Raw genomic sequence first — 22847 nt, 5'->3', positions numbered from 1 at the left:
CGTTAGCAGCGGCTGGCGGCGTATCAAATCATCTTGGTATGCAAAAAACACATGAGTAAATCAGGGCGTGTTTTGCCAGTCGAGCGTCCAGGCACCAGAGCTCACGTTTTGCAGCCACAAAGCGGCTGTGAGCGTCTTGCCATCGGTGACCTGTCCGTGGCGGCACCAATCGAGCAACTGCGCAGGAGTGGCCGTGAACACGTCCAGAAACTCACCTTCATCGAGCTGCCGTTGCCCGGCGCGCAAGCCACGCGCAAACCAGATGTCGATGAACTCGGTGGAATACGCAATGACCGGGTGCAACACGCCAGCATGGGCCCACTGGCTGGCGCTGTAGCCGGTTTCCTCACGCAGTTCACGCTGCGCACACTGGAAGCAGTCTTCACCGGCATCGAGCTTGCCAGCGGGAAACTCGATCATGACCCGGCCCACCGGATAACGGAACTGGCGCTCCAGCACAACCTGCACGGCGCCTGTGGCATCTTCGAGCAACGGCACAACCATGACGGCGCCTGGGTGCACCACATACTCGCGCGTGGCTTGGGCACCATCAGACAAACTGACCTGGTCGCGAAAAACGTGAAGAAGTTTGCCCTTGAAAAGTTCGGTGCTGCTGAGCTTCTTTTCGATCAAATGGTCAAACTGAGGCTTATCCATGCGCAGTCAAATTGGCCCAAGAAACCGCAGGATTACGTGGTCAGCATTTGGACAACGGCGTTGGCGCACAGGGTCATCAGACCGCCGGGAACGATACCCAGAACCAACAGCAGGGCGCCGTTGAGCGACAACACGGCGCGCACTTCAAAGGGCGACGTGATCTGACCCGCTGTGTCGGAGGGTGCATCAAAATACATGACCTTGACCACGCGCAAGTAATAAAACGCACCAATCAGCGACATCATGACGGCAAACACGGCGAGCACCAACTGAAGCGTGCCACCCGAAGCCACCAAGGCCTGCAGCACCGCCAGCTTGGCATAAAACCCGATCATGGGCGGGATGCCAGCCAGTGAGAACAGGCAGACGGCCATGATGGCGGCATAGAAAGGACTGCGCTGGTTGAGACCGGCGAAGTCGGAAATTTCTTCGCTCTCAAAACCATTGCGCGACAACAGCAGAATAACGCCGAAACTGACCAGCGTGGTCAACACATACGAGATCACATAAAACATGGCCGATCCGTAGGCGTTGGCAGCCGCTTCAGGCTGTCCACTCACGGCACCGGACATCATGCCGATCAGCACAAACCCCATGTGGGAAATGGTTGAGAAAGCCAGCATGCGCTTGAGGTTGGTTTGCATGATAGCCGCCAGATTACCGATGGCGAGGGAGCCGATGGCCAGCAGCATCAACATGGGCTGCCAGTCTGACGCCAGCGGCATCAGGCCTTCGACCAGAAGCCGGATCACCACGGCAAAGGCCGCCAATTTGGGCGCGCCACCGATCATGATGGTGATGGCGGTGGGTGCTCCCTGGTACACATCGGGAATCCACATGTGAAAGGGCACCACGCCGAGCTTGAAGGCCAGGCCCGCAACGATGAACACCAGGCCGAACACCAGCACCTGATGCTTGATCTGGCCAGCATGGATGGCTTTGAATGCCTCCTGCACATCGAGCGTACCGGTGGCGCCGTACAGCATTGACATGCCGTAGAGCAGGAAGCCAGAAGCCAGCGCGCCAAGCACAAAATACTTCATGGCAGCTTCGATCGACAAGGTGTGATCACGTCTGAGCGCCACCAGCGCGTAGCTCGACAGCGTCAACAACTCCACCCCCAGATAGATCACCAGGAAATTGTTGCCGGAAATCATGACGAACATGCCCAGCAGGGAAAACAGGCTCAGCACGAAAAGTTCTCCGCCGCGCAGCATGTCGCGCTCGGCCGCGTACTGCCGACCATAGACCAGCGAAACCATGACCGCGAGCGCGGCAAAACATTTGAGCCAGTTGCCCATGACATCGCTGACCACCATGTTGCCAAAGGCATAGATGGTTTGGCCACCGGAGGCGTAGCTGGCCTGCAGGGCAGCCACCACAGCAAGCGTGAGCATGGTCAGCAAGTAGGTGGCGGTGCGCGTGCGGCTTTTGACGCTCAAGTCAAACAGAAGAATCACGCAAGCCATGACCAACAGGATTATTTCTGGATAAACCGCGATCAAACTGATTTTGTCAATCATAGGTATCTCTTATCTCAAGGTTGTCAGTACAGACTGATCAGTTCAGTTTCGTGATGGCCACATGCTTCAGCAACTCGGCTACTGAAACATCCATCACTTCGGTGATCGGCATGGGGTACAAGCCCATGAACAGGATTGCGATGCCCAACAACGACAGGAAGAAAAATTCCCGCCCATTGATATCCTTCAAATTCTTGACTTTGTCATTGGCGACCGGACCCAGATAGACACGCTTGACCATCCAGAGGGTATAGGCCGCGCCAAAAATCAAGGCGCTTGCAGCCGCCATACCCACCCAGAAATTGACACGCAGGGCGGACAGGATCACCATCCATTCACCCACAAAACCGGCCGTACCTGGCAAACCGGCATTGGCCATGGCAAACAACATGGCAAACGCAGCAAACTTGGGCATGGTATTGACGACGCCGCCATAGGCTGAAATATCACGCGAGTGAACACGGTCGTAGAGCACACCAATACCGAGGAACATGGCCGCCGAAACAAAGCCATGCGAAATCATTTGCACAATGCCACCGGCCACGCCGAGATCGTTGAAGAGGAAGAAGCCCAACGTGACGAAGCCCATGTGCGCCACCGAAGAATAAGCCACCAGCTTTTTCATGTCGGTCTGCACCAAGGTCACCAGGCCCACGTAAATCACTGCCGCCAGCGACAAGCCGATCATCAAGCCTGCCCACTCGTGGGCAGCGTCGGGGGTGATCGGCAGCGAGAAGCGCAGGAAGCCATAGGCGCCGAGTTTCAACATGATGGCCGCCAGCACAGCAGAGCCGCCGGTGGGTGCCTCGACGTGAACATCGGGCAGCCAGGTGTGTACCGGCCACATCGGCACCTTGACGGCGAAGGCCGCGAGGAAGGCGAAGAACAGCAGCGTCTGCGCCGTCTGACCGAGCGGCAATCTGTGCCAGGTCAGCAAATCAAAACTGCCGCCCGAGGTGACATAAAGGTAGATCAGGGCGACCAGCAGCAACAGCGAACCCAGCAGCGTGTAAAGAAAGAACTTGAACGCCGCATAAATCTTGTTCGGGCCACCCCAGACGCCAATGATGAGGTACATCGGTATCAGGGTGGCTTCGAAGAAGACGTAGAACAACATGCCATCGAGCGCGCAGAAGACACCGATCATGAGACCGCTCAGGATCAGGAAGGCACCCATGTACTGGTTGACACGGCTGGTGATGACCTCCCAACCGGCAATCACCACGATCAGGTTGATGAAGGCCGTCAGCAGGATGAACCAGACCGAGATGCCGTCAATGCCCAGGTGGTAATTGACGTTGAAGGTCTCGATCCACGGCGTTATTTCGACAAACTGCATGGCCGCCGTGGCCACTTCGAACTGCGTGTAAAGCGGCAAGGTCACCAGCAGGCTGACCACAGCCCCCACCAGTGCAATCCATCGAACTGCCTGCGCCTGGTCATCGCGACCAAGTGCCAGCAACACCACACCGAAGGCAATCGGTGTCCAAATAGCCAGGCTCAGCAAACCCATTTTTATATTTCTCCTATTTGAGCCAGACGAAATACGTCATCAGAACAAAGATACCCAAGACCATGGTCAACGCATAGTCATAAAGATAACCGGTCTGGATTTTTCGGACCAAGCCCGAAATCCAGCCAACGATGCGCCAGGAACCATTCACGACCGCACCGTCAATCACAGCCTGGTCGCCCACCTTCCAAAACGCCGTCCCCAAGCCGCGAGCAGCAGGGGCCAACACATTTTCATTGAACCAGTCCATGTAATATTTGTTTTCAAGCAGGGTGTAGATCGGCATGAAACTGCGCTTGATGGCCGCAGGCAAGGCCGGGTTGACCATGTACATGTAGTAGGCACTTACCACCCCCGCCAAAGCCAGCCAGAAGGGTGCAGCCATGAAACCGTGGAGAGCCAACGCGACCGGACCATGGAATTCTTCGCCCAGCAAGGTCATGGCTTGGTGAATTTCTGCGTTCACAAAGATGGCATCCTTGAAGAAGTCACCGAACAGCATCGGGCCAATGGTGAAGAAACCGATCAGCACCGACGGAATGGCCAACAGGATCAAGGGCACGGTCACCACCCAGGGTGTTTCATGCGGCTTGCTGTCGTGGCCATGGTGACCATGATCGTCATGGCCGTGGTGTGCTTCAGGGTTTTGGTCGAAGCGCTCCTTGCCGTGGAACACCAGGAAATAGAGACGGAACGAATAAAAAGCCGTGATGAATACACCGGCCATCACTGCAAAATAGGCAAAACCGGCCGCAGGCAACTGGCTGGCGTGCACCGCCATGATGATCTCGTCCTTGGAGTAAAAGCCCGAAAAGAACGGCGTACCAATCAGGGCCAGTGAACCGAGCAGACAAGTGAGCCAGGTGATAGGCATGTATTTGCGCAGGCCACCCATCCAGCGGATGTCCTGGTTGTGATGCACGCCCATGATGACCGAACCTGCCGCCAGGAACAGCAGCGCCTTGAAGAAGGCATGTGTCATCAAGTGGAACACCGCCACTGAGTACGCGGAGGCACCCAGCGCCACGGTCATGTAACCCAGTTGCGACAAGGTGGAGTACGCCACGATGCGCTTGATGTCGTTCTGGATGATGCCCAGGAAACCCATGAACAGGGCGGTGATGCCGCCGATGATCAGCACGAAATTGAGCGCGACATCACTGAGCTCGAACAGTGGCGACATGCGGGCCACCATGAAAATGCCAGCCGTCACCATGGTGGCTGCGTGAATCAGGGCAGAAATAGGGGTCGGGCCTTCCATTGAATCGGGCAACCAGACATGCAGCGGGAACTGCGCTGATTTGCCCATGGCGCCCACGAACAGGCCGATACAGATCACGGTCACCAGCATCCAGTCAGTGCCCGGCAGGGTCAGTGTGGCCAGCTCGGCCGACTTGGCAAAGGCCTCGCCGTAATTGAGCGTGCCGGTGTAAGCGGCCAGCAGGCCAATGCCCAGGATAAAGCCGAAGTCGCCCACCCGGTTGACCAAAAAGGCTTTCATGTTGGCAAAGACGGCGCTGGGCTTGTTGAACCAGAAACCGATCAACAGGTACGACACCAACCCCACCGCTTCCCAGCCAAAGAACAGTTGCAGCATGTTGTTGCTCATGACGAGCATCAGCATCGAGAAGGTAAACAGCGAGATATAGGCGAAGAAGCGGTTGTAGCCCTCGTCCTCCTCCATGTAACCGATGGTGTAGATGTGCACCATCAGCGACACAAAGGTCACCACACACATCATCATGGCAGTCAGGCCATCAACCAGAAAGCCGACTTCCATTTTGAGGTCGCCCACCACCATCCAGGTGTAAATGGTCTCGTTGAAGCGGGCGCCGTCAACAACCACACTTTGCAGCGTCAGGACCGACAGGACAAAGGACAGGAAGACACCAAAAATAGTCAGCGTGTGCGAGACGCGCCGGCCAATCACATTGCCACCGAACTTGGTGCCTAACAGCCCCGCCGCCAGGGATCCAGCTAAAGGCGCCAGCGCGATGACCAGCAGTGTAGAAGAAGACAGGGTTTGACTCATTTTTGTTAACCCTTCAGCGAATCAAGTTCGTCCACATTGATATTGGATTTAAGACGGAACAACAGCACCAGGATGGCCAGGCCAATGGCCGCTTCGGCCGCCGCCACGGTCAGGATGAAGAAGACAAAAATCTGTCCGTTGAGGTCGCCCAGATAATGCGAAAAAGCAACAAAGTTGGTGTTCACCGCCAACAGCATCAGCTCAATTGACATCAGCAACACGATCAGGTTTTTTCGATTCAGAAAAATCCCGATCACGGCAAACGCAAACAATATTGCTCCCAACGACAAAAAATGACCCAAGGTAAGCGTCATGCCTTTTTCTCCTCAAGCGTGGTGGCCTGGGCGGTGGGTGCCGAGGGCGCAGGTTGGGTGGCCTCCTGCTTGACCACGGTCAGGCGATCGGCCCACTTCACGCGGACCTGATCTGCAGGATTCACAGTCTTGACTTCCTTGCTATGGCGCAAGGTCAGTGCAATGGCGGCAATCATGCCCACCAGCAACATAGCGGCTGCTACTTCGAGCGGGTACAAATAATGGGTGTACATCAGCATACCCAACGCCTTGGCATTTGAGGTCTCAACAATGGTCTGGCCGAGGCCCGTCATCGCAGCAGGGGCTTCACTGCCGGGGAAGCCCGCCAGCAAGACTGCAGACATTTCCACGATGATGATCAAACCGACCACGGCCGCCATGGGAAAGTGCTTCCAGAACCCCTGGCGAACCCCATCTATATTGATGTCGAGCATCATCACGACAAACAGGAACAGCACCATCACGGCACCTACATACACCAACACCAGGGTGATTGCCAGAAACTCGGCTTCAAGCAGCATCCAGATCATGGACGCCTGAAAAAACGTCAGCACCAGAAACAACACCGCATGCACCGGGTTGCGCGTCGTGATCACACGAAACGCCGCCAGCAACAGCACGGTCGCAAAAACATAAAACAAACCCGTCTTGACATCCATAGTTAATATATCTCTCTAAGTGGTCAGCGGTACTTGGCATCGGCGGCCTTGCAGGCGGCGATTTCAGACTCATAGCGGTCACCGACGGCGAGCAGCATTTCCTTGGTGAAATACAAGTCGCCCCGGTTTTCACCGTGGTATTCAAGAATGTGAGTTTCAACAATCGAATCGACCGGGCAGCTTTCTTCGCAGAAGCCGCAAAAAATACACTTGGTCAGGTCAATGTCGTAGCGGTTGGTGCGACGCGAACCATCCTCGCGCACCTCGGATTCGATGGTGATGGCCATGGCCGGGCAAACGGCTTCACACAATTTGCAGGCAATACAACGCTCTTCGCCGTTCTCATAACGACGCAAGGCGTGCAGGCCACGAAAGCGCGGCGACAAGGGCGTCTTTTCTTCGGGGTATTCAAGTGTGATCTTGCTACGAAATGCGTACTTGCCAGTGAGCCGCATGCCCTTGAGCAATTCGACCAGCATGAAGCTCGACAGGAAGTCCTTCAGCGAGAAGGCGCCTCCGGTCGGCTTGGCAACGGTATTTAAAGATGGGGTAGTCATAAACAGCTCGAATTACTTCCAAATGTTCCACGGGGACTGCATCCACACCGCAACCACCACCAGCCACACCAAGGTCACTGGAATGAAAATCTTCCAACCCAAACGCATGATCTGGTCGTAGCGGAAGCGGGGGAAGGTGACACGCACCCAGATAAACAGGGTCATCACACAAAATGTCTTGATGCCTAGCCAGATCCAGCCCGGAATCCAGTTGAACAAGGCACTGTCGATGGGCGCCATCCAGCCACCCAAAAACAAGGTGACAGACATGATCGAGAGAATCCAGATGCTGGCGTATTCAGCCATCTGGAACATGGCCCAGGACATGCCAGAGTATTCCACCATGTGGCCCGCAACGATCTCGGACTCACCTTCGATCACGTCGAACGGCGTCCGGTTGGTTTCGGCCAGTCCGGAGATAAAGAAGACGACAAAAATCGGCAGCAAAGGTAACCAGTTCCAGGACAGGAAGGTCAGGCCCATGTCGGCGAAATAGCCCTTGCCCTGCCCCATCACGATGTCGGTCATGTTCAGACTTGATGACACCATCAGGACGATCAACAGGCAGAAGCCCATGGCAATCTCGTAGCTCACCATTTGCGCGGAAGCGCGCAACGCACCTAGAAACGCGTACTTGGAGTTGGAAGACCAACCAGAAATGATCACACCATACACTTCCAACGACGCAATCGCCATGAAGAACAGCAAGCCCGCGTTCAGGTTGGCGACCGCAATCTCGGGCCCGAATGGTATGACTGCCCACGCTGCCAAAGCTGGCGTCACCGTCATCACCGGCCCCAGGTAAAACAGGAATTTGTCAGACTTGACTGGCCGCACGATCTCCTTGGTCATCAGCTTCAGTGCATCTGCAATCGGCTGCAACAGTCCAAAGGGGCCAACACGATTTGGTCCGAGCCGGATTTGCACCCAGCCGAGCAGCTTGCGCTCCCAGAGGGTGGCATAGGTCACGGCCCCCAACACAATCATCAGGACCACGGTGACTTTGATCAAGGCCCAGATCGTTGGCCATGCGTAGGCTTCCCACCAGGGTGCAGCAATGAGCCCTTGACCAAAAGAGAATACGAAGTCGCTCATGCTGCCACCTCCTGGGTCCCAACGGCCCGGGCATCGGCTGTTTTTTGCAGCGCAGGCGCGCGGCGCAAGATGCCATCCAGTTGATAAATACCGGCCACCACTGGCGCGCCAGCAGAATCTGACAGGTCGATGGCAGCCGTGGTGCGATTGCCGAATCGATCAGCCGGCACCTGCACCACATCACCGTTAGTCAACCCGGGAATACTTTGTAGGACCTGGTCTGACGAGTTGAAATCGAAGCCGGGCACGTTGAGCATGTTGGCCAACACGCGCAACACCTTCCAGGCCGGACGGGTTTCACCCAGCGGCTGCACCACGGCATGAAAGCTCTGGGCGCGACCTTCGGCGTTGACGAAGGTGCCAGAGGTTTCCGTGAACGGAGAGATCGGCAGCATGACGTCACAGAACGCCATGTTGGCCTTGAACGGATTCAACGACACCACCATCTGTGCCTTGCCCAGCACCTCGGCCGCTTGCGCCCCGGCAGCCGAATCAAATTCGGGTTCGGTGTTCAACAGCACGACAGCCTTGAGCGCACCGCCGAGCATTTGACCAGCATGCAAGCCGTCCGCCGTCGGCTGTGCGCCAACCAACTGGGCACCCACGGTGTTGGCCGCTTCTGTCAGGTAACCAAAGCTGGCGCCGGTCTGGTCAGCCAGCCACTGCGCCAGCGCCAGCAAGCTGGAAGCCTGGGCATGATGCGCCGCACCATTGCCCAACAAAATCGCCTTGCGCTCGCCAGCCAGCAAGCTACGCGCAATCGCCACGGCTGCGTCATCGGCAGCGACGGCAACTGGGGCTGTCGTGCCTTTTTCAAGAGCGACGGCAGCGGCCACGGCGGCCAAGGCCTGCACCCATTGTGCTGCGGGAACTTCGACGCGGTGCGCGACCGGCATCGCCCAGTCGTCGTTGCACACGTTGATCGAACTCACCTGGCAACCCTTGCGGGCAGACTGACGAATGCGTTGTGCAAACAGCGGGTGCTCCTTGCGCAGGTTCGAGCCAACGATCAAGACACTTTGCAGTTCCGACAAGGATGCGATGGACGTTCCCAGATAACGCACGCCTTCTGTGGCAGCAAACTCGGCATTGCGCAGCCGGTGATCAATGTTGTTGCTGCCCAGACCTTGCATGAGCTTGACCGACAGGTGCAATTCTTCGAGCGTGGCGTGCGGACTCACCAAAGCGCCCAGACTGAAAGCACCGAATTCGGCACTGATCTGCTTCAAGCCATTGGCCACATATTCGAGCGCAGTCTGCCAATCAACAGTCTTCCATTGACCGCCCTGCTTGATCATCGGCGTGGTCAGGCGATCGTCGCCATTAAGCGCTTCATAGGAGAAGCGGTCACGGTCGGCGATCCAGCATTCGTTGACGGCCTCGTTCTCAAAAGGAACAACGCGCATGACGCGGTTGTTCTTGACCTGAACAATCAGATTGGCGCCGGTCGAGTCATGCGGACTGACCGACTTGCGACGCGACAGCTCCCAGGTGCGGGCGCTGTAACGGAAAGGCTTGCTGGTCAGGGCACCGACCGGGCAAATGTCGATCATGTTGCCCGAGAGTTCGGAGTCGATGGTGTGATTCAGGAAGGTCTCGATCTGGGCGTGCTCGCCGCGCTGCGACATGCCGAGTTCCATGACGCCGGCAATCTCCTGGCCAAAGCGCACGCAACGGGTGCAATGGATGCAACGCGCCATCTCCTGCATGGAGATCAAGGGGCCAACGTCCTTGACCGGAACAACACGCTTTTCTTCCTGATAACGCGAAGCCGAGGCGCCATAACCGACTGCTATGTCCTGCAACTGGCATTCGCCACCCTGGTCGCAAATAGGGCAATCCAACGGGTGGTTGATCAGCAGGAATTCCATCACCGACTGCTGGGCCTTGATGGCTTTGTCGGTCTTGGTGTGCACGATCATGCCCTGCGTCGCGGTCGTGGCGCACGCCGGCATGGGCTTGGGCATCTTTTCGATATCGACCAGACACATGCGGCAACTGGCAGCAATGCTCAGCTTTTTGTGGTAGCAGAAATGGGGAACATAGGTACCCGCTTTTTCGGCCGCATGCATGACCGTGCTGCCTTCTGCAATGCCGACCTTCTGACCGTCGAGTTCAATTTCAATCATCTTGGGACTCGCTCAAACGTAAGCAGGGACCATGCAGGTCTTGTGGACCACATGGTATTCAAATTCAGGCATGAAATGCTGGAGCATGGCGCGCACCGGCATGGCGGCGGCGTCACCCAAGGCGCAAATGGTGCGCCCCTGGATGTTTTCAGCCACCGAGTTGAGCAATTCGAGGTCGGACATCTTGCCATGGCCTGTTTCAATGCGATCGACCACGCGCGACAGCCAGCCCGTGCCTTCACGGCAAGGCGTGCACTGGCCGCAGGACTCGTGCATGTAGAAGTAACTCAGGCGCTGCAGGCTCTTGACCATGCAGCGCGAGTCATCCAATACGATCACAGCACCGGAACCCAGCATGGAACCGGCCTTGGCGATGGAGTCGTAGTCCATGGTGCAGTCCATCATGACAGCGCCAGGCAGCACCGGTGACGAGGAACCACCGGGAATCACGGCCTTGAGCTGACGCCCCTTGCGCACACCGCCGGCCAGCTCGAGGAGTTTGGCAAAGGGTGTTCCCATTGGCACTTCAAAGTTGCCGGGCAATTCGACATCGCCACTGACCGAGTAAATTTTGGTACCACCATTGTTTGGCTTGCCACAGGCCGCATAGGCCGAACCGCCGTTGCGGATGATCCAGGGCACGGCGGCAAAGGTTTCGGTGTTGTTGATGGTGGTGGGTTTGCCATAGAGACCGAAACTGGCCGGGAATGGCGGCTTGAAGCGGGGCTGACCCTTTTTGCCTTCGAGCGACTCCAGCAAGCCGGTTTCCTCACCGCAGATGTAGGCACCAAAGCCATGCGCGGCGTGGAGTTGAAAACTGAAGCTGCTGCCCAGTATGTTGTCGCCAAGCAAGCCTGCGGCACGCGCTTCTTCCAGCGCTTCTTCAAAACGCAGGTAGGTGTGAAAAATTTCACCGTGAATGTAGTTGTAACCCACCGTAACACCCATGGCGTAGGCCGCAATGATCATGCCTTCGATCACGATATGCGGATTGAACTCCATGATCTCGCGGTCTTTGCAGGTGCCGGGCTCACCTTCGTCCGAATTGCACACCAGGTATTTCTGGCCAGGGAACTGGCGCGGCATGAAACTCCACTTGAGCCCAGTCGGGAAACCGGCGCCGCCACGTCCGCGCAATGAAGACTCCTTGACGGTGGCAATCACTTGGTCCTGCGTCATGCCGGCACCACCATCCAGACCAAGCACCGTGCGCAAGGCCTGGTAGCCGCCGCGGGCTTCGTAGTCTTTGAGGCGCCAGTTGCTGCCGTTCAAGCCGGCAAAAATCTGCGGTTCGATGTGCCGGTTGTGAAAAGCGGTTTCTTTGCCGGTGGCCTCAAACTGCGCCAGAATTTGTTGAACGTTCATGGCTTCACCTCGGCCGCGCGCAAACCATCGATCAGTTGGTCGAGCTTGTCGTTGGTCATGAAACTGCACATGGCGGTGTCGTTCACCAGCAGCACGGGCGAGTCGGCACAGGCGCCAAGACACTCGCATTGTTGCAGCGTAAAAAGGCCGTCGGGCGTGGTCTGGTCGTTGTCGATGCCCAGCTTGTCTTTCAAATGCGCCATGGCTTTGCCGCCATCACGCAACTGGCAGGGCAGATTGGTACAGACATTGAGCTTGTACTTGCCAACCGGTTTCTGGTTGTACATGTTGTAGAAGCTGGTGACCTCGTGCACGGCAATGGCCGGCATGCCAAGGTAGTCTGCCACCATCTGCTCGCTCTCGGCGCTGACATAACCCAGTTCTTGCTGGACGATGGCCAGGCAGGCCATCACTGCCGACTGTTTTTGATCAGCCGGATACTTGGCAACTTCCTTGGCGAAGCGCGCTTTGGATTCTTCAGAAATCATCGATCAACTTCCCCAAACACAATGTCCATGGTTCCAATGATTGCCACCGCATCGGCAATCATGTGGCCCTTGCCCATCTCGTCGAGCGCAGCAAGGTGCACAAAAGCAGGCGGACGGATCTTGAGCCGATACGGCTTGTTGGCCCCGTCACTGATAAGGTAAATACCGAACTCACCTTTCGGGTGTTCAATGGCCGCATAGGCCTCGCCCTCAGGCACCGAGAAACCTTCAGTGAACAGCTTGAAGTGGTGAATCAGTTGTTCCATGTTGGATTTCATGGATTCACGATCCGGCGGCGCAATCTTGTGGTTGTCGGTGATCACCGGGCCGGGGTTGGCACGCAGCCAGTCCACGCACTGCTTGATGATGTGGTTGGACTGCTTCATTTCTTCCATGCGCACCAGATACCGGTCGTAGGTGTCGCCAGTTTTTCCCACCGGAATGTCAAAGTCGAGCCGGTCATAGACCTCGTAGGGCTGCTTTTTGCGCAGGTCCCAGGCAATGCCGGAGCCGCGCAGCATGGGGCCGGTAAAACCGAGGTTCAGCGCGCGCTCCGGTGTAACCACGCCAATACCGACCGTGCGCTGCTTCCAGATGCGGTTGTCAGTCAACAGGGTGTGGTATTCGGCCAGGTACGTGGGGAAGCGCTGGGTGAAGTCATCGATGAAGTCAAGCAGGCTGCCGCTGCGGGCGCGATTGAGCGCTTCGGTGGACTTGGCACTGCGAATCTTGTTTGATTCATGGCGCGGCATGGTGTCGGGCAAATCGCGGTAAACACCGCCCGGGCGGAAGTACGCCGCATGCAGGCGCGCGCCGCTGACCGCCTCATAAATATCGAGCAGATCCTCGCGTTCGCGAAACGCAAACAGCATGACCGTCATGGCGCCACAGTCAATGGCGTGCGCGCCAACCCACAGCAAGTGGTTCAGCATGCGCGTGATTTCGGCAAACATGACCCGGATGTATTGGGCACGCAGGGGTACTTCAAGCTCCAGCAATTTCTCGATGGCGAGGCAATAGCCCTGCTCGTTGCACATCATGGACATGTAATCGAGCCGATCCATGTAAGGCAGGGCCTGGATGTAGGTCTTGCTCTCTGCCAGCTTTTCTGTGGCACGGTGCAGCAGGCCAATGTGCGGGTCAGCGCGCTGGATGACTTCGCCATCGAGCTCGAGCACCAGGCGCAAGACGCCGTGCGCCGCCGGATGCTGCGGACCGAAATTCAGGGTGTAGTTCTTGATATCAGCCATGTCTCTTACTGCTGGGTAGCAGGGCCTCCGTAGTTTTCTTCACGGATGATGCGCGGTGTGATTTCGCGCGGCTCGATCGTGACCGGTTGATAGACCACGCGTTTTTGCTCTGCGTCATAGCGCATTTCCACCGTACCAAGCATGGGGAAGTCTTTGCGGAAGGGGTGGCCGATGAAACCGTAGTCGGTCAGGATGCGGCGCAAGTCGTCGTGGCCCTCGAACACAATACCGAACAAGTCGAAGGCTTCGCGCTCAAACCAATTGGCGCTGCTCCAGAGACTACAGATTGACGGCATGACGGGTGCCAGATCGTCCGGCACAAAAGCCTTCAGCCGAACGCGCTGGTTCAGGCTCACCGAGAGCAAATGCACGACTACACAGAATCTGAGGCCCGACCAGGCTTGGTCTTTGTAAGTGGAATAGTCCACACCGCACAAGTCCACCATTTGCTCGAAAGCACAAGTGGGGTCGTCACGAAGAATCTTGGCAGCCTGAAAATAGTTGGCCGCGTCCACCACTACCGTCAGCTCATCGAGCGCCACCACGCTGCTTTTGATCAGGTCGCCCAAAGCAGCATCAACCTGCGTTTTGAGCGTGTGTGGGTTTACAGAATACACAGTCATCGTCAACCCTTTAAGTGCGAGCAATCGTTTGCGTACGACGGATCTTGCGCTGCAACTGGATGATTCCGTAAATCAGCGCTTCGGCAGTGGGCGGACAGCCCGGCACATAGACATCGACCGGCACGATGCGATCACAGCCGCGCACCACCGAGTAGCTGTAGTGGTAATAGCCGCCGCCATTGGCACAAGAGCCCATGCTGATCACCCAGCGTGGCTCAGCCATCTGGTCATAAACCTTGCGAAAAGCGGGTGCCATTTTGTTGGTCAGGGTACCCGCCACAATGATCAGGTCGGATTGACGCGGACTCGGGCGAAACACTTCTGCGCCAAAGCGACTGATGTCGTAGCGGGCGGCTGCAGCGTGCATCATTTCGACCGCACAACAGGCCAGGCCGAAAGTCATGGGCCAAACTGAACCGGTCTTGGCCCAGTTCACCACGGAGTCGTAGCTCGTGGTGACAAATCCCTCTTTGAGAATACCTTCAATCATCGTCTTACTCCCAATCGAGGGCGCCTTTTTTCCATTCGTAGATAAAACCCACGACCAGAATGCCCAGGAAAATCATCACCGCCCAGAAACCGGCTGGCCCCACGTCCTTGAGCGTCAACGCCCAGGGAAACAAGAGCGCAGTTTCGAGGTCAAATAGTATGAAAAGAATGGCGACCAGGTAATAGCGAACGTCGAACTTCATCCGCGCATCGCCGAAGGCTTCAAAACCACATTCGTAAGGGGAATTTTTGGCAGGGTCTGGTCGGTTAGGTCCAAGAATGTAACCAATGACCTGTGGCATGACGCCTACCGAAATGCCAACCAGAATGAAAAGAATGACTGGCAAATACTGTTCTAGGTTCATATTTTCAGTGTATTCAATCGACTGTTTGACACATTGACATACATCAAACAAATTAACTTGGTGCCGTCGGCGAGACTCGAACTCGCACAGCTTTCGCCACTACCACCTCAAGATAGCGTGTCTACCAATTCCACCACGACGGCCATTCATTTCAACCGGCCGTCTGGCTGGTGTGTAACACCTGCCGGTTCAACCGAGAAGCCCAGAGTTTACCCTGAAATTTCCTCACCTTCTCTAAGGAGAAGGCTTTTTCATCAGCAATTATTTGGCTGGAATTTGTGCGGCACCAGATGCGGCCTCAAGCGCCGGCAATGCCGCTGGCGCAGGCGCGGTCAGGGCAGAATTTTCAAGCACACTGCCCGAACTCGCGGCAGGGCGCGCTGAACCAAAATAGGCCAGCATCAAGGTACTGGCAAAAAACACGGTGGCCAAGACCGCCGTGGTGCGCGACAGAAAATTGGCGCTGCCACTTGCGCCAAACAGACTGCCAGAACCGCCACTGCCAAAAGCGGCGCCCATGTCAGCCCCCTTGCCATGCTGCACCAGGATGAGCCCCACCATCGCCAGTGCTGAAATCATTTGCACCGCCAGCATCAATGTCAATAAAGCATCCATAAATCACTCCTGAATAAATTCGTCAGCAACACCTGGGGTCAGGCAGCGGCCGCAATAATGGTTAAAAAATCCGGGGCCTTGAGTGCGGCACCACCAATCAGGCCACCGTCAATATCGGGCTGTGCCAACAGGCTTTTTGCATTGGCTGCGTTCATACTGCCGCCATACAGCAACTGGATGCGATCCGCGCTGGGTGTGGCCGCCCGCAATTGCGCACGCAACACGGCGTGAACCTGCTGCGCCTGCTCTGCCGTGGCAGAAAGCCCGGTACCAATCGCCCAGACCGGCTCATAAGCTATCACCACTTCGCTGATGCAGTGCCCGTTTGTATGGATTACTGCGGCCAACTGGCGCTTGACCACATCTTCGGTGCGGCCAGCCTCGCGTTCAGCCAGCGTTTCACCCACGCACACAATCGGCGTGATGCCGACGCTGAGCGCGCGCTGGGTCTTGGCCGCGACCAGTTCATCGGTTTCACCATGGTACTGGCGTCGCTCCGAATGCCCAACTATGACATAGCGCGCACCAAACTCCTTGAGCATGGCAGGCGCAATTTCACCTGTGTAGGCACCGCTCTCATGGCTGGAAACATCCTGCGCACCCAGTTCAATGACGCTGTCGGCAAGCAAAGCCTGACATTGCGCCAAATACACGGCAGGTACGCATACCGCCACCTGGCAGGTCGGCTGCCCCACGCCAGCGAGCAAGGCCTTGAGCAATGCTTCGTTGGCGGCCAGGCTGCCGTTCATTTTCCAGTTGCCTGCAATCAGCGTTTTTTTCATGCGTTTTCCCAAGTCAAAACAATTTTTCCAACATGCTGGTTGGACTCCATCAAGGCATGCGCCCGGGCCGCATCGGCAGCGGCAAACACGCTGTGAATCACCGGCTTGATCCGCCCGCTTGCCAGCAAGGGCCACACCGTATTCAGACACGCCTGCGCAATCGCCGCCTTGAACGCAACCGACCGGGGCCGCAAGGTCGAGCCGGTGATCGTCAGGCGGCGGCGCAGCACCAGCCCCGCGTTGAATTCACTTTGAGTCCCCCCTTGCACGGCAATGATGACCAGTCGGCCATCCTCGCGCAAGCTCTGCACTTCCCTGGCCACATAGTCGCCAGCCACCATGTCCAGAATCACATCGACGCCCTGGCCCTGCGTGAGCCTGGCAATCTCGGCCTGAAAATCCTGCGTCCTGTAATTGATCGCTGCCTCAGCACCAAGGGCCAGACAGGCGGCGCACTTGTCATCACTGCCAGCGGTCGCAAACACGCGGGCCCCCACGGCTTTCGCCAACTGGATCGCCGTGACACCGATGCCGCTTGTGCCGCCCTGGACCAACACCGTCTCACCCGCTGCCAGGCGGCCGCGGTCCATCAGGTTGCTCCAGACCGTGAAAAAGGTCTCGGGCAGACTTGCCGCCTGCACATCACTCAAACCTTCGGGCACCGGCAAGCATTGGGCAATCGGCGCCACGCACCACTGGGCGTAACCACCACCCGCCACCAAGGCGCAGACCCGGTCACCCAGCTTGAAGCCGGCTGCTGACAACTCAGTCGCATCGCCCTGCTCAATCACACCCGCCACTTCCAGACCGGGAATGTCCGATACACCGGGCGGCGGCGGGTACAGGCCCGAGCGCTGCAATACATCGGGCCGGTTGACACCACTGGCCGTCACGCGAATGCGCAGCTCACCCACGCCGACAAGCGGCACCGGACGCTCGCCCAGACGCAAAACGTCCGGCTCGCCAGGGCGGGTGATTTCAATCGCTTTCATTCAATGCAGGCCTTTGGCTCTGAACAAAAAAACAAAACTTGACTTGTGCGTTGCCGCATCAATCCATCAACCGCGATTTTCCTGTGCCGGGCGCTCCAGCAGCGCTTTCATGGACAGCTTGACGCGGCCTTTTTCGTCGGTTTCCAGAACCTTGACCTTGACGATCTGGCCTTCGGACAAATAGTCGGTGACCTTTTCGACGCGTTCATGGGCGATCTGACTGATGTGCAACAGGCCATCCTTGCCAGGCAACAAAGTAATCAGTGCGCCGAAGTCAAGAATCTTGACGACCGGGCCTTCGTAGATCTTGCCGATTTCCACTTCAGCGGTGATCTGCTCGATGCGGCGCTTGGCTTCTTCGGCCTTGGCCGGATCGCTTGAGGCAATGGTGATGGTGCCGTCTTCGTCGATGTTGATCTGCGTGCCGGTTTCTTCGGTCAGCGCACGAATCACCGAGCCGCCTTTGCCGATCACGTCACGGATCTTCTCGGGGTTGATCTTCATGGTGAACAGACGCGGTGCAAAGGTGGAGACTTCGGTCTTGGCTTCTGCCATGGCTTCGGTCATCTTGCCCAGAATGTGCATGCGGGCTTCCTTGGCTTGGGCCAGTGCCACTTGCATGATTTCTTTGGTAATGCCCTGGATCTTGATGTCCATCTGCAAGGCGGTGATGCCGCTGGCGGTGCCGGCTACCTTGAAGTCCATGTCGCCCAGGTGATCTTCGTCACCAAGGATGTCGGTCAGCACGGCAAAACGGTTGTCTTCCTTGATCAGGCCCATGGCAATGCCGGCCACATGCGCTTTCAAGGGCACGCCGGCGTCCATCAGACTCAGGCAACCGCCGCACACCGAGGCCATCGAGGACGAACCATTGGACTCGGTCACTTCAGACACGACGCGCATGGTGTAGGGGAAGTCTTCCTTGCTCGGCAGCACCGCCATCAGGGCACGCTTGGCCAGGCGACCATGGCCGATTTCGCGGCGCTTGGGCGTACCAAAACGACCTGCTTCGCCGGTGGCAAAGGGAGGCATGTTGTAGTGCAGCATGAAACGGTCTTCAATATCACCGGCGAGCGCGTCGATGCGCTGGGCATCACGCTCGGTACCGAGCGTGGTGACCACCAGCGCCTGGGTTTCGCCACGGGTAAACAGCGATGAACCATGGGTGCGCGGCAACACGCTGTTGCGGATTTCGATGGGGCGCACGGTGCGCGTGTCGCGACCGTCAATGCGCGGCTCACCGGCCAGAATCTGACCACGCACCAGCTTGGCTTCGATGTCGAACAACATGCTTTCGACCTTGACCGAATCAAAAACCACGCCATCGGCCTTGAGACCAGCCATGACATCGGCGTAGGCCGAGCGGCAAGCCTGGGTACGCGCTTGCTTGTTGCGAATCTGGTAGGCAGCCGTCAATTTGTCATTGGCCAGCGCACCGACCTTGGCGATGAGTTCTTCGTCGCGGGCTGGCGCTTGCCAGTCCCAGGCCGGTTTACCGGCATCGCGCACCAGTTCGTTAATTGCGTTGATGGCGATGACGCCTTGTTCGTGACCAAACATCACGGCGCCCAGCATGACATCTTCGGGCAACTGGTCGGCTTCGGACTCGACCATCAGCACGGCCGCTTCGGTACCCGCAACCACCAGCTCGAGCTGGCTGGTTTTCAATTGGGTTTGACCCGGATTGAGCACATATTCGCCGTTGATGTAACCCACGCGGGCGGCACCGATCGGGCCATTGAACGGAATGCCGCTGACCGACAGCGCCGCACTGGTGGCGATCAAGGCCGCAATGTCGGCCTGCACTTCGGGGTTCAGGCTCACCACGTGGATAATGACCTGCACTTCGTTGTAGAAGCCATCGGGAAAGAGCGGACGGATCGGGCGGTCAATCAGGCGGCAGGTCAGGGTCTCCAACTCGCTGGGGCGGCCTTCGCGCTTGAAGAAGCTGCCCGGTATCTTGCCGGCGGCGTAGGATTTTTCAGAGTAATCGACCGTCAACGGGAAAAAGTCCTGGCCCGGCTTGGAATCGGTTTTGGCAACCACTGTGGCCAGCACCACGGTGCCGTCCATGTCGAGCAGCACGGCGCCAGAGGCCTGGCGGGCAATTTCACCGGTTTCCATGGTGACCGTGTTTTGGCCCCATTGAAAAGTCTTGCTAACTTTGTTGAACATCGTCATTTTTTAATCTCCTGTGAGTTTGGGGGGATGCAGGCCACCCCACCGAAGCCCGGAAGCCACAACACAGAACACGATGCCATTCCAGAGCCACACCCGCCAGGGTGTCAAGGGGCTTTGGAATGACACAGCTTCGCTCCGTTTTTGCTTTTTCCGACGTAAATTAAAGTAAAAAACGCCTGAGCTAGTGAACTAACTCAGGCGTTCATCATTCTTTTAGCACCAATTACTTGCGCAGACCCAGCTTGGCGATCAAGGCCAGGTAACGGCTTGCATCTTTGGACTTGAGGTAGTCCAGCAGTTTGCGGCGGCGGCTCACCATGCGCAGCAGGCCACGACGACCGTGGTGATCTTTGGCGTGGGTTTTGAAGTGCGGCATAAGCTCGTTGATACGGGCGGTCAACAACGCGACTTGAACTTCGGGGCTACCGGTGTCACCGGCTTGACGTGCGTTGTCTTTGACAACGGCAGCTTTGATACTGGATGCAATCATGATTTTTCCTGTAATTTAAGAACTTGCGTCAGGCGCTGGAACTGCCCCTGACGTGCTTGCCTGCGCTTTGCACAGCCGCGTATTATAGCCAGAGCGCCGAAGCATGTAGCCCGGATGAAACGAAGTGCACGCCGGTGAAGGGCCCACGCCGCCACACGCGCTTGATACGCAGATGCAAAAAGCCTCCCGGATTGGCAGCCGGGCTGCGGAAATAGTTCAAACTGCACTCAGGGGCGTTGCATGCGGCAGCTCGTGGGCTGCTCTGCCTGCTCGGCAGCAATGGTTTTTACCACCCGAAAGCCGTAGCCGGAGCCCTCCACATCGAACTTCACACCGGGCGCGCCGAGCTTGTCCATGACACCCACCACCAGCGGCTGCTGGAACTGGTGGTCAGCGGCACGCATGGTGCCGGTTTGCGCACCAAAGGTGATGCTGGTGTTTTCCAGTTGTTGCGCCACAGCGACGGCATCGGTCGTGCCAGCCTTGTCAATAGCTTGCGCCAGCGCCGCCACCATCAACTGCATGCGCATATGCACATAGTCGTCCGCAGGTTTGGGGAAACGCGCGCGAAAGGACTGGTAAAAGGCCTCGCTTTGCGCGTTTTGCACATTGGGCAACCAGTCGGCCACCGCCACCACCTTGCCCACGCCGGCGTCGCCAATCGCAGCCGGTGCACCCAGCGCGTTACCGTAAAAGGTGTAGAACTTGCCGTCAAAGCCCACATCTTTGGCGGCCTTGACCAACAGCGTCAGGTCGTTGCCAAAATTACCGGTAATCACCGCCTGCGCCCCGCTGGCCTTGATTTTGGCTGCGTAGGGCATGAAATCCTTGACCCGTCCCATTGGGTGCAATTCTTCGCCGACCACCTGCACATCGGGGCGCAACGCCGCCAACTGGCGCCTGGCCTCGCGCGCCACGGCGTGGCCGAAGCTGTAGTCCTGACCGATGATGTAGGCGCTCTTGAGCGCCTGATCGGCTTTCAGGACTTCCATCAGCGCTGTCATGCGCATGTCGGCGTGGGCATCAAACCTGAAGTGCCAGAAACTGCACTTTTCGTTGGTCAAGATCGGATCGACCGCAGAGTAATTCAAAAACAGCACGCGTTTTTCGGGTTCACGCTGGTTGTGCTTGTTGATGGCATCGATCAACGCCGCCGCCGTTGCCGATGAATTGCCCTGCATGATGAATCTGGCACCATCGTCGATGGCTGATTTGAGTGCCGACAGCGCCGCTTCAGCCTGGCCCTTGCTGTCGTAACGCGCCAGCGCCAGCGTCACACCGCCACGCGCGTTGACCCGCTCCACGGCCCAGACCAAGTTACGAAAAACTGCCTCACCGGTGTTACCAAACGGGCCGCTCAAGCCCTCGATCATGGCAATTTTCACCGGCGCAGCTGCGCTTTGAGCTTGCGCAGTCAGTGGCAAGGCCGTCACCAAGGCGAGCCCCAATGCGGCGCGAACCATTATATTTTTCAACATCGACAATTTCCTTTACCGCCGCCGTGCCACTCGCAAAACCGAAGGCATGCAGCTGGTTTGTTTTGCACGCAGCGCAGTGTAAAGGCAGATGGTATGCGTGCTTGCCATCCGATCGGCTGAAACGGCCTGACTTTAAATGCCTTGGCGGGCGGGACTGGCGTTTTCATTGGTGCGAAGTTGCAATTTCACAGCTTCAACGGCCACGAGAAGGCTTGACCGGGACCAAATGAAAAACAAAAAAGCCTTGCAAATCAGAAATTTACAAGGCTTTTTTAACTTGATACGTTGGTGGGCAGTACAAGTTTCGAACTTGTGACCCCTGCAGTGTGAATGCAGTGCTCTACCCCTGAGCTAACCGCCCTTTCCCTGTTCAGGAAAGAGGCAGATTATGCCACAGATTGGGGCATTTTTTGGTCTGCAGTGCGCCAGATTGTCTTGGCTTTACTGGACTTGTCAATTTGCCTCAACACGTCTTCATGAGCTGCCAACTCCTGCTCATTGGCTCTGATCACCGGAAGTACGAATTGGCTTAAATCCAGCGCACTGATTCGATCCCCATTGGCATCGATGACGGGCCCCTCGTCCATCAGGAGCGGATTTTGCCCGCGCGTCAGGTTGATGTACATGTCGGCCAGCAGCTCGGCATCAAGCAGCGCGCCGTGCAGCGTGCGGCCCGAGTTGTCCACCTCCAGGCGGACACACAGGGCGTCGAGCGAGTTGCGCTTGCCGGGAAACATCTCCTTGGCCATGACCAGCGTGTCGGTGATGCTGGCCACCACAGTTTTTAACGGTGGCTGCTTGATGAGCGCCAGCTCCATGTTCAAAAAGCCCAGATCAAACGGCGCATTGTGGATGACCAAATGCGCGTCATTCAGGTAATCCAGCAGGTCCTGGGCGACTTTTGCGAACGTGGGCTTGTCCTTGAGAAAATCACTGGTGATGCCGTGTACCTTGAGCGCTTCTTCGTGGCTGTCGCGCCCAGGGTTGACGTAAAAATGGCGGTTGTTACCGGTGAGCTTGCGGTGCAGCATTTCGACGCAGCCGATCTCGATGATGCGGTCGCCGTTGTCGGCCGACAGGCCTGTGGTTTCGGTGTCCAGAAAAATTTGACGCATATTGCTACCTGGCTTGCAAAGCAACATCGTTGCGCGCGCAGCGCGGCAATCCATGCATCCTGGATCGCCACGGCGCTTTGCGCCTTGCCATGAACAATCCCGTCATTGCGAACGCAGTGAAGCAATCCATGCCCC

The 22847-nt window shown here is 57.2% G+C and carries 22 protein-coding genes and 2 tRNA genes; all 24 read right to left on the bottom strand.

Annotated elements, in window-relative coordinates; genetic code table 11:
• Positions 1–60: 60 nt before the first annotated feature.
• Positions 61–657, bottom strand: a complete 597-nt coding sequence (locus IBX54_RS01190) for an NUDIX hydrolase (protein ID WP_296540835.1) — start codon at positions 655–657, stop codon at positions 61–63.
• Between the two features lie 32 nt (positions 658–689).
• The gene (gene nuoN / locus IBX54_RS01185) at positions 690–2180 is read right to left on the bottom strand and encodes an NADH-quinone oxidoreductase subunit NuoN (protein ID WP_296540834.1); all 1491 of its coding nucleotides are present in this window, start codon (positions 2178–2180) and stop codon (positions 690–692) included.
• Between the two features lie 37 nt (positions 2181–2217).
• The gene (locus IBX54_RS01180; protein ID WP_296540833.1) at positions 2218–3693 is read right to left on the bottom strand and encodes an NADH-quinone oxidoreductase subunit M; all 1476 of its coding nucleotides are present in this window, start codon (positions 3691–3693) and stop codon (positions 2218–2220) included.
• Positions 3694–3706: 13 nt separating this feature from the next.
• Positions 3707–5725: an NADH-quinone oxidoreductase subunit L gene (nuoL, locus tag IBX54_RS01175; protein ID WP_296540832.1), complete on the bottom strand. Its 2019-nt coding sequence runs from the start codon at positions 5723–5725 to the stop codon at positions 3707–3709.
• 5 nt (positions 5726–5730) lie between these two features.
• A complete protein-coding gene (nuoK, locus tag IBX54_RS01170) occupies positions 5731–6039 on the bottom strand; it encodes an NADH-quinone oxidoreductase subunit NuoK (RefSeq protein ID WP_296540831.1) in 309 nt (102 codons plus the stop codon).
• Positions 6036–6698 carry an NADH-quinone oxidoreductase subunit J gene (locus tag IBX54_RS01165; RefSeq protein ID WP_296540830.1) on the bottom strand — a complete coding sequence of 221 codons (663 nt, stop codon included), beginning with the start codon at positions 6696–6698 and terminating at the stop codon, positions 6036–6038. The genes nuoK and IBX54_RS01165 overlap by 4 nt, the downstream gene beginning before the upstream one ends.
• Before the next feature lie 23 nt (positions 6699–6721).
• The gene (nuoI, locus tag IBX54_RS01160) at positions 6722–7255 is read right to left on the bottom strand and encodes an NADH-quinone oxidoreductase subunit NuoI (protein WP_296540829.1); all 534 of its coding nucleotides are present in this window, start codon (positions 7253–7255) and stop codon (positions 6722–6724) included.
• Between the two features lie 12 nt (positions 7256–7267).
• Positions 7268–8350 (bottom strand): NADH-quinone oxidoreductase subunit NuoH, encoded by a 1083-nt coding sequence (nuoH, locus tag IBX54_RS01155; RefSeq protein WP_296540828.1) that lies wholly within the window; start codon positions 8348–8350, stop codon positions 7268–7270.
• Positions 8347–10479 (bottom strand): NADH-quinone oxidoreductase subunit NuoG, encoded by a 2133-nt coding sequence (gene nuoG, locus IBX54_RS01150; RefSeq protein WP_296540827.1) that lies wholly within the window; start codon positions 10477–10479, stop codon positions 8347–8349. The genes nuoH and nuoG overlap by 4 nt, the downstream gene beginning before the upstream one ends.
• 12 nt (positions 10480–10491) lie before the next feature.
• Positions 10492–11844 carry an NADH-quinone oxidoreductase subunit NuoF gene (gene nuoF, locus IBX54_RS01145; protein WP_296540826.1) on the bottom strand — a complete coding sequence of 451 codons (1353 nt, stop codon included), beginning with the start codon at positions 11842–11844 and terminating at the stop codon, positions 10492–10494.
• The gene (gene nuoE / locus IBX54_RS01140) at positions 11841–12332 is read right to left on the bottom strand and encodes an NADH-quinone oxidoreductase subunit NuoE (RefSeq protein WP_296540825.1); all 492 of its coding nucleotides are present in this window, start codon (positions 12330–12332) and stop codon (positions 11841–11843) included. The genes nuoF and nuoE overlap by 4 nt, the downstream gene beginning before the upstream one ends.
• Positions 12329–13582, bottom strand: a complete 1254-nt coding sequence (locus tag IBX54_RS01135; protein ID WP_296540824.1) for an NADH-quinone oxidoreductase subunit D — start codon at positions 13580–13582, stop codon at positions 12329–12331. Before IBX54_RS01135 ends, nuoE begins: the two co-directional genes overlap by 4 nt.
• 5 nt (positions 13583–13587) lie before the next feature.
• A complete protein-coding gene (locus IBX54_RS01130; RefSeq protein WP_296540823.1) occupies positions 13588–14205 on the bottom strand; it encodes an NADH-quinone oxidoreductase subunit C in 618 nt (205 codons plus the stop codon).
• Positions 14206–14215: 10 nt separating this feature from the next.
• Positions 14216–14695 carry an NADH-quinone oxidoreductase subunit B family protein gene (locus IBX54_RS01125; protein ID WP_296494100.1) on the bottom strand — a complete coding sequence of 160 codons (480 nt, stop codon included), beginning with the start codon at positions 14693–14695 and terminating at the stop codon, positions 14216–14218.
• 4 nt (positions 14696–14699) lie between these two features.
• On the bottom strand, positions 14700–15059 hold the full coding sequence (locus IBX54_RS01120; protein ID WP_296540822.1) for an NADH-quinone oxidoreductase subunit A: 360 nt from the start codon (positions 15057–15059) through the stop codon (positions 14700–14702).
• Between the two features lie 58 nt (positions 15060–15117).
• A tRNA-Leu gene (locus IBX54_RS01115) sits at positions 15118–15202 on the bottom strand.
• Between the two features lie 118 nt (positions 15203–15320).
• Positions 15321–15674, bottom strand: coding sequence for a preprotein translocase subunit SecG (secG, locus tag IBX54_RS01110; protein ID WP_296540821.1), 354 nt, complete (start codon positions 15672–15674; stop codon positions 15321–15323).
• Positions 15675–15712: 38 nt separating this feature from the next.
• Entirely contained in the window at positions 15713–16456 is a 744-nt protein-coding gene (gene tpiA / locus IBX54_RS01105; RefSeq protein WP_296540820.1) for a triose-phosphate isomerase, read from the bottom strand.
• On the bottom strand, positions 16453–17448 hold the full coding sequence (locus IBX54_RS01100) for an NAD(P)H-quinone oxidoreductase (RefSeq protein WP_296540819.1): 996 nt from the start codon (positions 17446–17448) through the stop codon (positions 16453–16455). The genes tpiA and IBX54_RS01100 overlap by 4 nt, the downstream gene beginning before the upstream one ends.
• Before the next feature lie 66 nt (positions 17449–17514).
• Positions 17515–19629 (bottom strand): polyribonucleotide nucleotidyltransferase, encoded by a 2115-nt coding sequence (pnp, locus tag IBX54_RS01095; protein WP_296540818.1) that lies wholly within the window; start codon positions 19627–19629, stop codon positions 17515–17517.
• A 223-nt stretch (positions 19630–19852) separates the two neighbouring features.
• Positions 19853–20119, bottom strand: a complete 267-nt coding sequence (gene rpsO, locus IBX54_RS01090; protein ID WP_296540817.1) for a 30S ribosomal protein S15 — start codon at positions 20117–20119, stop codon at positions 19853–19855.
• Positions 20120–20346: 227 nt separating this feature from the next.
• Positions 20347–21597, bottom strand: coding sequence for a branched-chain amino acid ABC transporter substrate-binding protein (locus IBX54_RS01085; protein WP_296540816.1), 1251 nt, complete (start codon positions 21595–21597; stop codon positions 20347–20349).
• Between the two features lie 286 nt (positions 21598–21883).
• Positions 21884–21958, bottom strand: a tRNA-Val gene (locus IBX54_RS01080).
• 25 nt (positions 21959–21983) lie between these two features.
• Positions 21984–22712, bottom strand: coding sequence for a DNA polymerase III subunit epsilon (dnaQ, locus tag IBX54_RS01075; RefSeq protein WP_296540815.1), 729 nt, complete (start codon positions 22710–22712; stop codon positions 21984–21986).
• Between the last annotated feature and the right edge of the window lie 135 nt (positions 22713–22847).

It is taken from the genome of Rhodoferax sp. (assembly GCF_014859475.1).
Lineage (GTDB): Bacteria > Pseudomonadota > Gammaproteobacteria > Burkholderiales > Burkholderiaceae_C > Rhodoferax.
This window is presented reverse-complemented; position numbering and strand designations above follow the sequence as displayed.

Coding starts and splice junctions, on each gene's coding strand:
- pnp (WP_296540818.1), bottom strand. CDS start 19,629: ATGACGATGTTCAACAAAGTTAGCAAGACTTTTCAATGGGGCCAAAAC.
- IBX54_RS01100 (WP_296540819.1), bottom strand. CDS start 17,448: ATGAAAGCGATTGAAATCACCCGCCCTGGCGAGCCGGACGTTTTGCGT.
- nuoG (WP_296540827.1), bottom strand. CDS start 10,479: ATGATTGAAATTGAACTCGACGGTCAGAAGGTCGGCATTGCAGAAGGC.
- nuoI (WP_296540829.1), bottom strand. CDS start 7,255: ATGACTACCCCATCTTTAAATACCGTTGCCAAGCCGACCGGAGGCGCC.
- nuoK (WP_296540831.1), bottom strand. CDS start 6,039: ATGACGCTTACCTTGGGTCATTTTTTGTCGTTGGGAGCAATATTGTTT.
- IBX54_RS01085 (WP_296540816.1), bottom strand. CDS start 21,597: ATGTTGAAAAATATAATGGTTCGCGCCGCATTGGGGCTCGCCTTGGTG.
- rpsO (WP_296540817.1), bottom strand. CDS start 20,119: ATGATTGCATCCAGTATCAAAGCTGCCGTTGTCAAAGACAACGCACGT.
- IBX54_RS01130 (WP_296540823.1), bottom strand. CDS start 14,205: ATGACTGTGTATTCTGTAAACCCACACACGCTCAAAACGCAGGTTGAT.
- IBX54_RS01180 (WP_296540833.1), bottom strand. CDS start 3,693: ATGGGTTTGCTGAGCCTGGCTATTTGGACACCGATTGCCTTCGGTGTG.
- tpiA (WP_296540820.1), bottom strand. CDS start 16,456: ATGAAAAAAACGCTGATTGCAGGCAACTGGAAAATGAACGGCAGCCTG.
- nuoE (WP_296540825.1), bottom strand. CDS start 12,332: ATGATTTCTGAAGAATCCAAAGCGCGCTTCGCCAAGGAAGTTGCCAAG.
- nuoL (WP_296540832.1), bottom strand. CDS start 5,725: ATGAGTCAAACCCTGTCTTCTTCTACACTGCTGGTCATCGCGCTGGCG.
- nuoF (WP_296540826.1), bottom strand. CDS start 11,844: ATGAACGTTCAACAAATTCTGGCGCAGTTTGAGGCCACCGGCAAAGAA.
- IBX54_RS01125 (WP_296494100.1), bottom strand. CDS start 14,695: ATGATTGAAGGTATTCTCAAAGAGGGATTTGTCACCACGAGCTACGAC.
- IBX54_RS01120 (WP_296540822.1), bottom strand. CDS start 15,059: ATGAACCTAGAACAGTATTTGCCAGTCATTCTTTTCATTCTGGTTGGC.
- secG (WP_296540821.1), bottom strand. CDS start 15,674: ATGGATGCTTTATTGACATTGATGCTGGCGGTGCAAATGATTTCAGCA.
- nuoN (WP_296540834.1), bottom strand. CDS start 2,180: ATGATTGACAAAATCAGTTTGATCGCGGTTTATCCAGAAATAATCCTG.
- IBX54_RS01165 (WP_296540830.1), bottom strand. CDS start 6,698: ATGGATGTCAAGACGGGTTTGTTTTATGTTTTTGCGACCGTGCTGTTG.
- IBX54_RS01190 (WP_296540835.1), bottom strand. CDS start 657: ATGGATAAGCCTCAGTTTGACCATTTGATCGAAAAGAAGCTCAGCAGC.
- nuoH (WP_296540828.1), bottom strand. CDS start 8,350: ATGAGCGACTTCGTATTCTCTTTTGGTCAAGGGCTCATTGCTGCACCC.
- dnaQ (WP_296540815.1), bottom strand. CDS start 22,712: ATGCGTCAAATTTTTCTGGACACCGAAACCACAGGCCTGTCGGCCGAC.
- IBX54_RS01135 (WP_296540824.1), bottom strand. CDS start 13,582: ATGGCTGATATCAAGAACTACACCCTGAATTTCGGTCCGCAGCATCCG.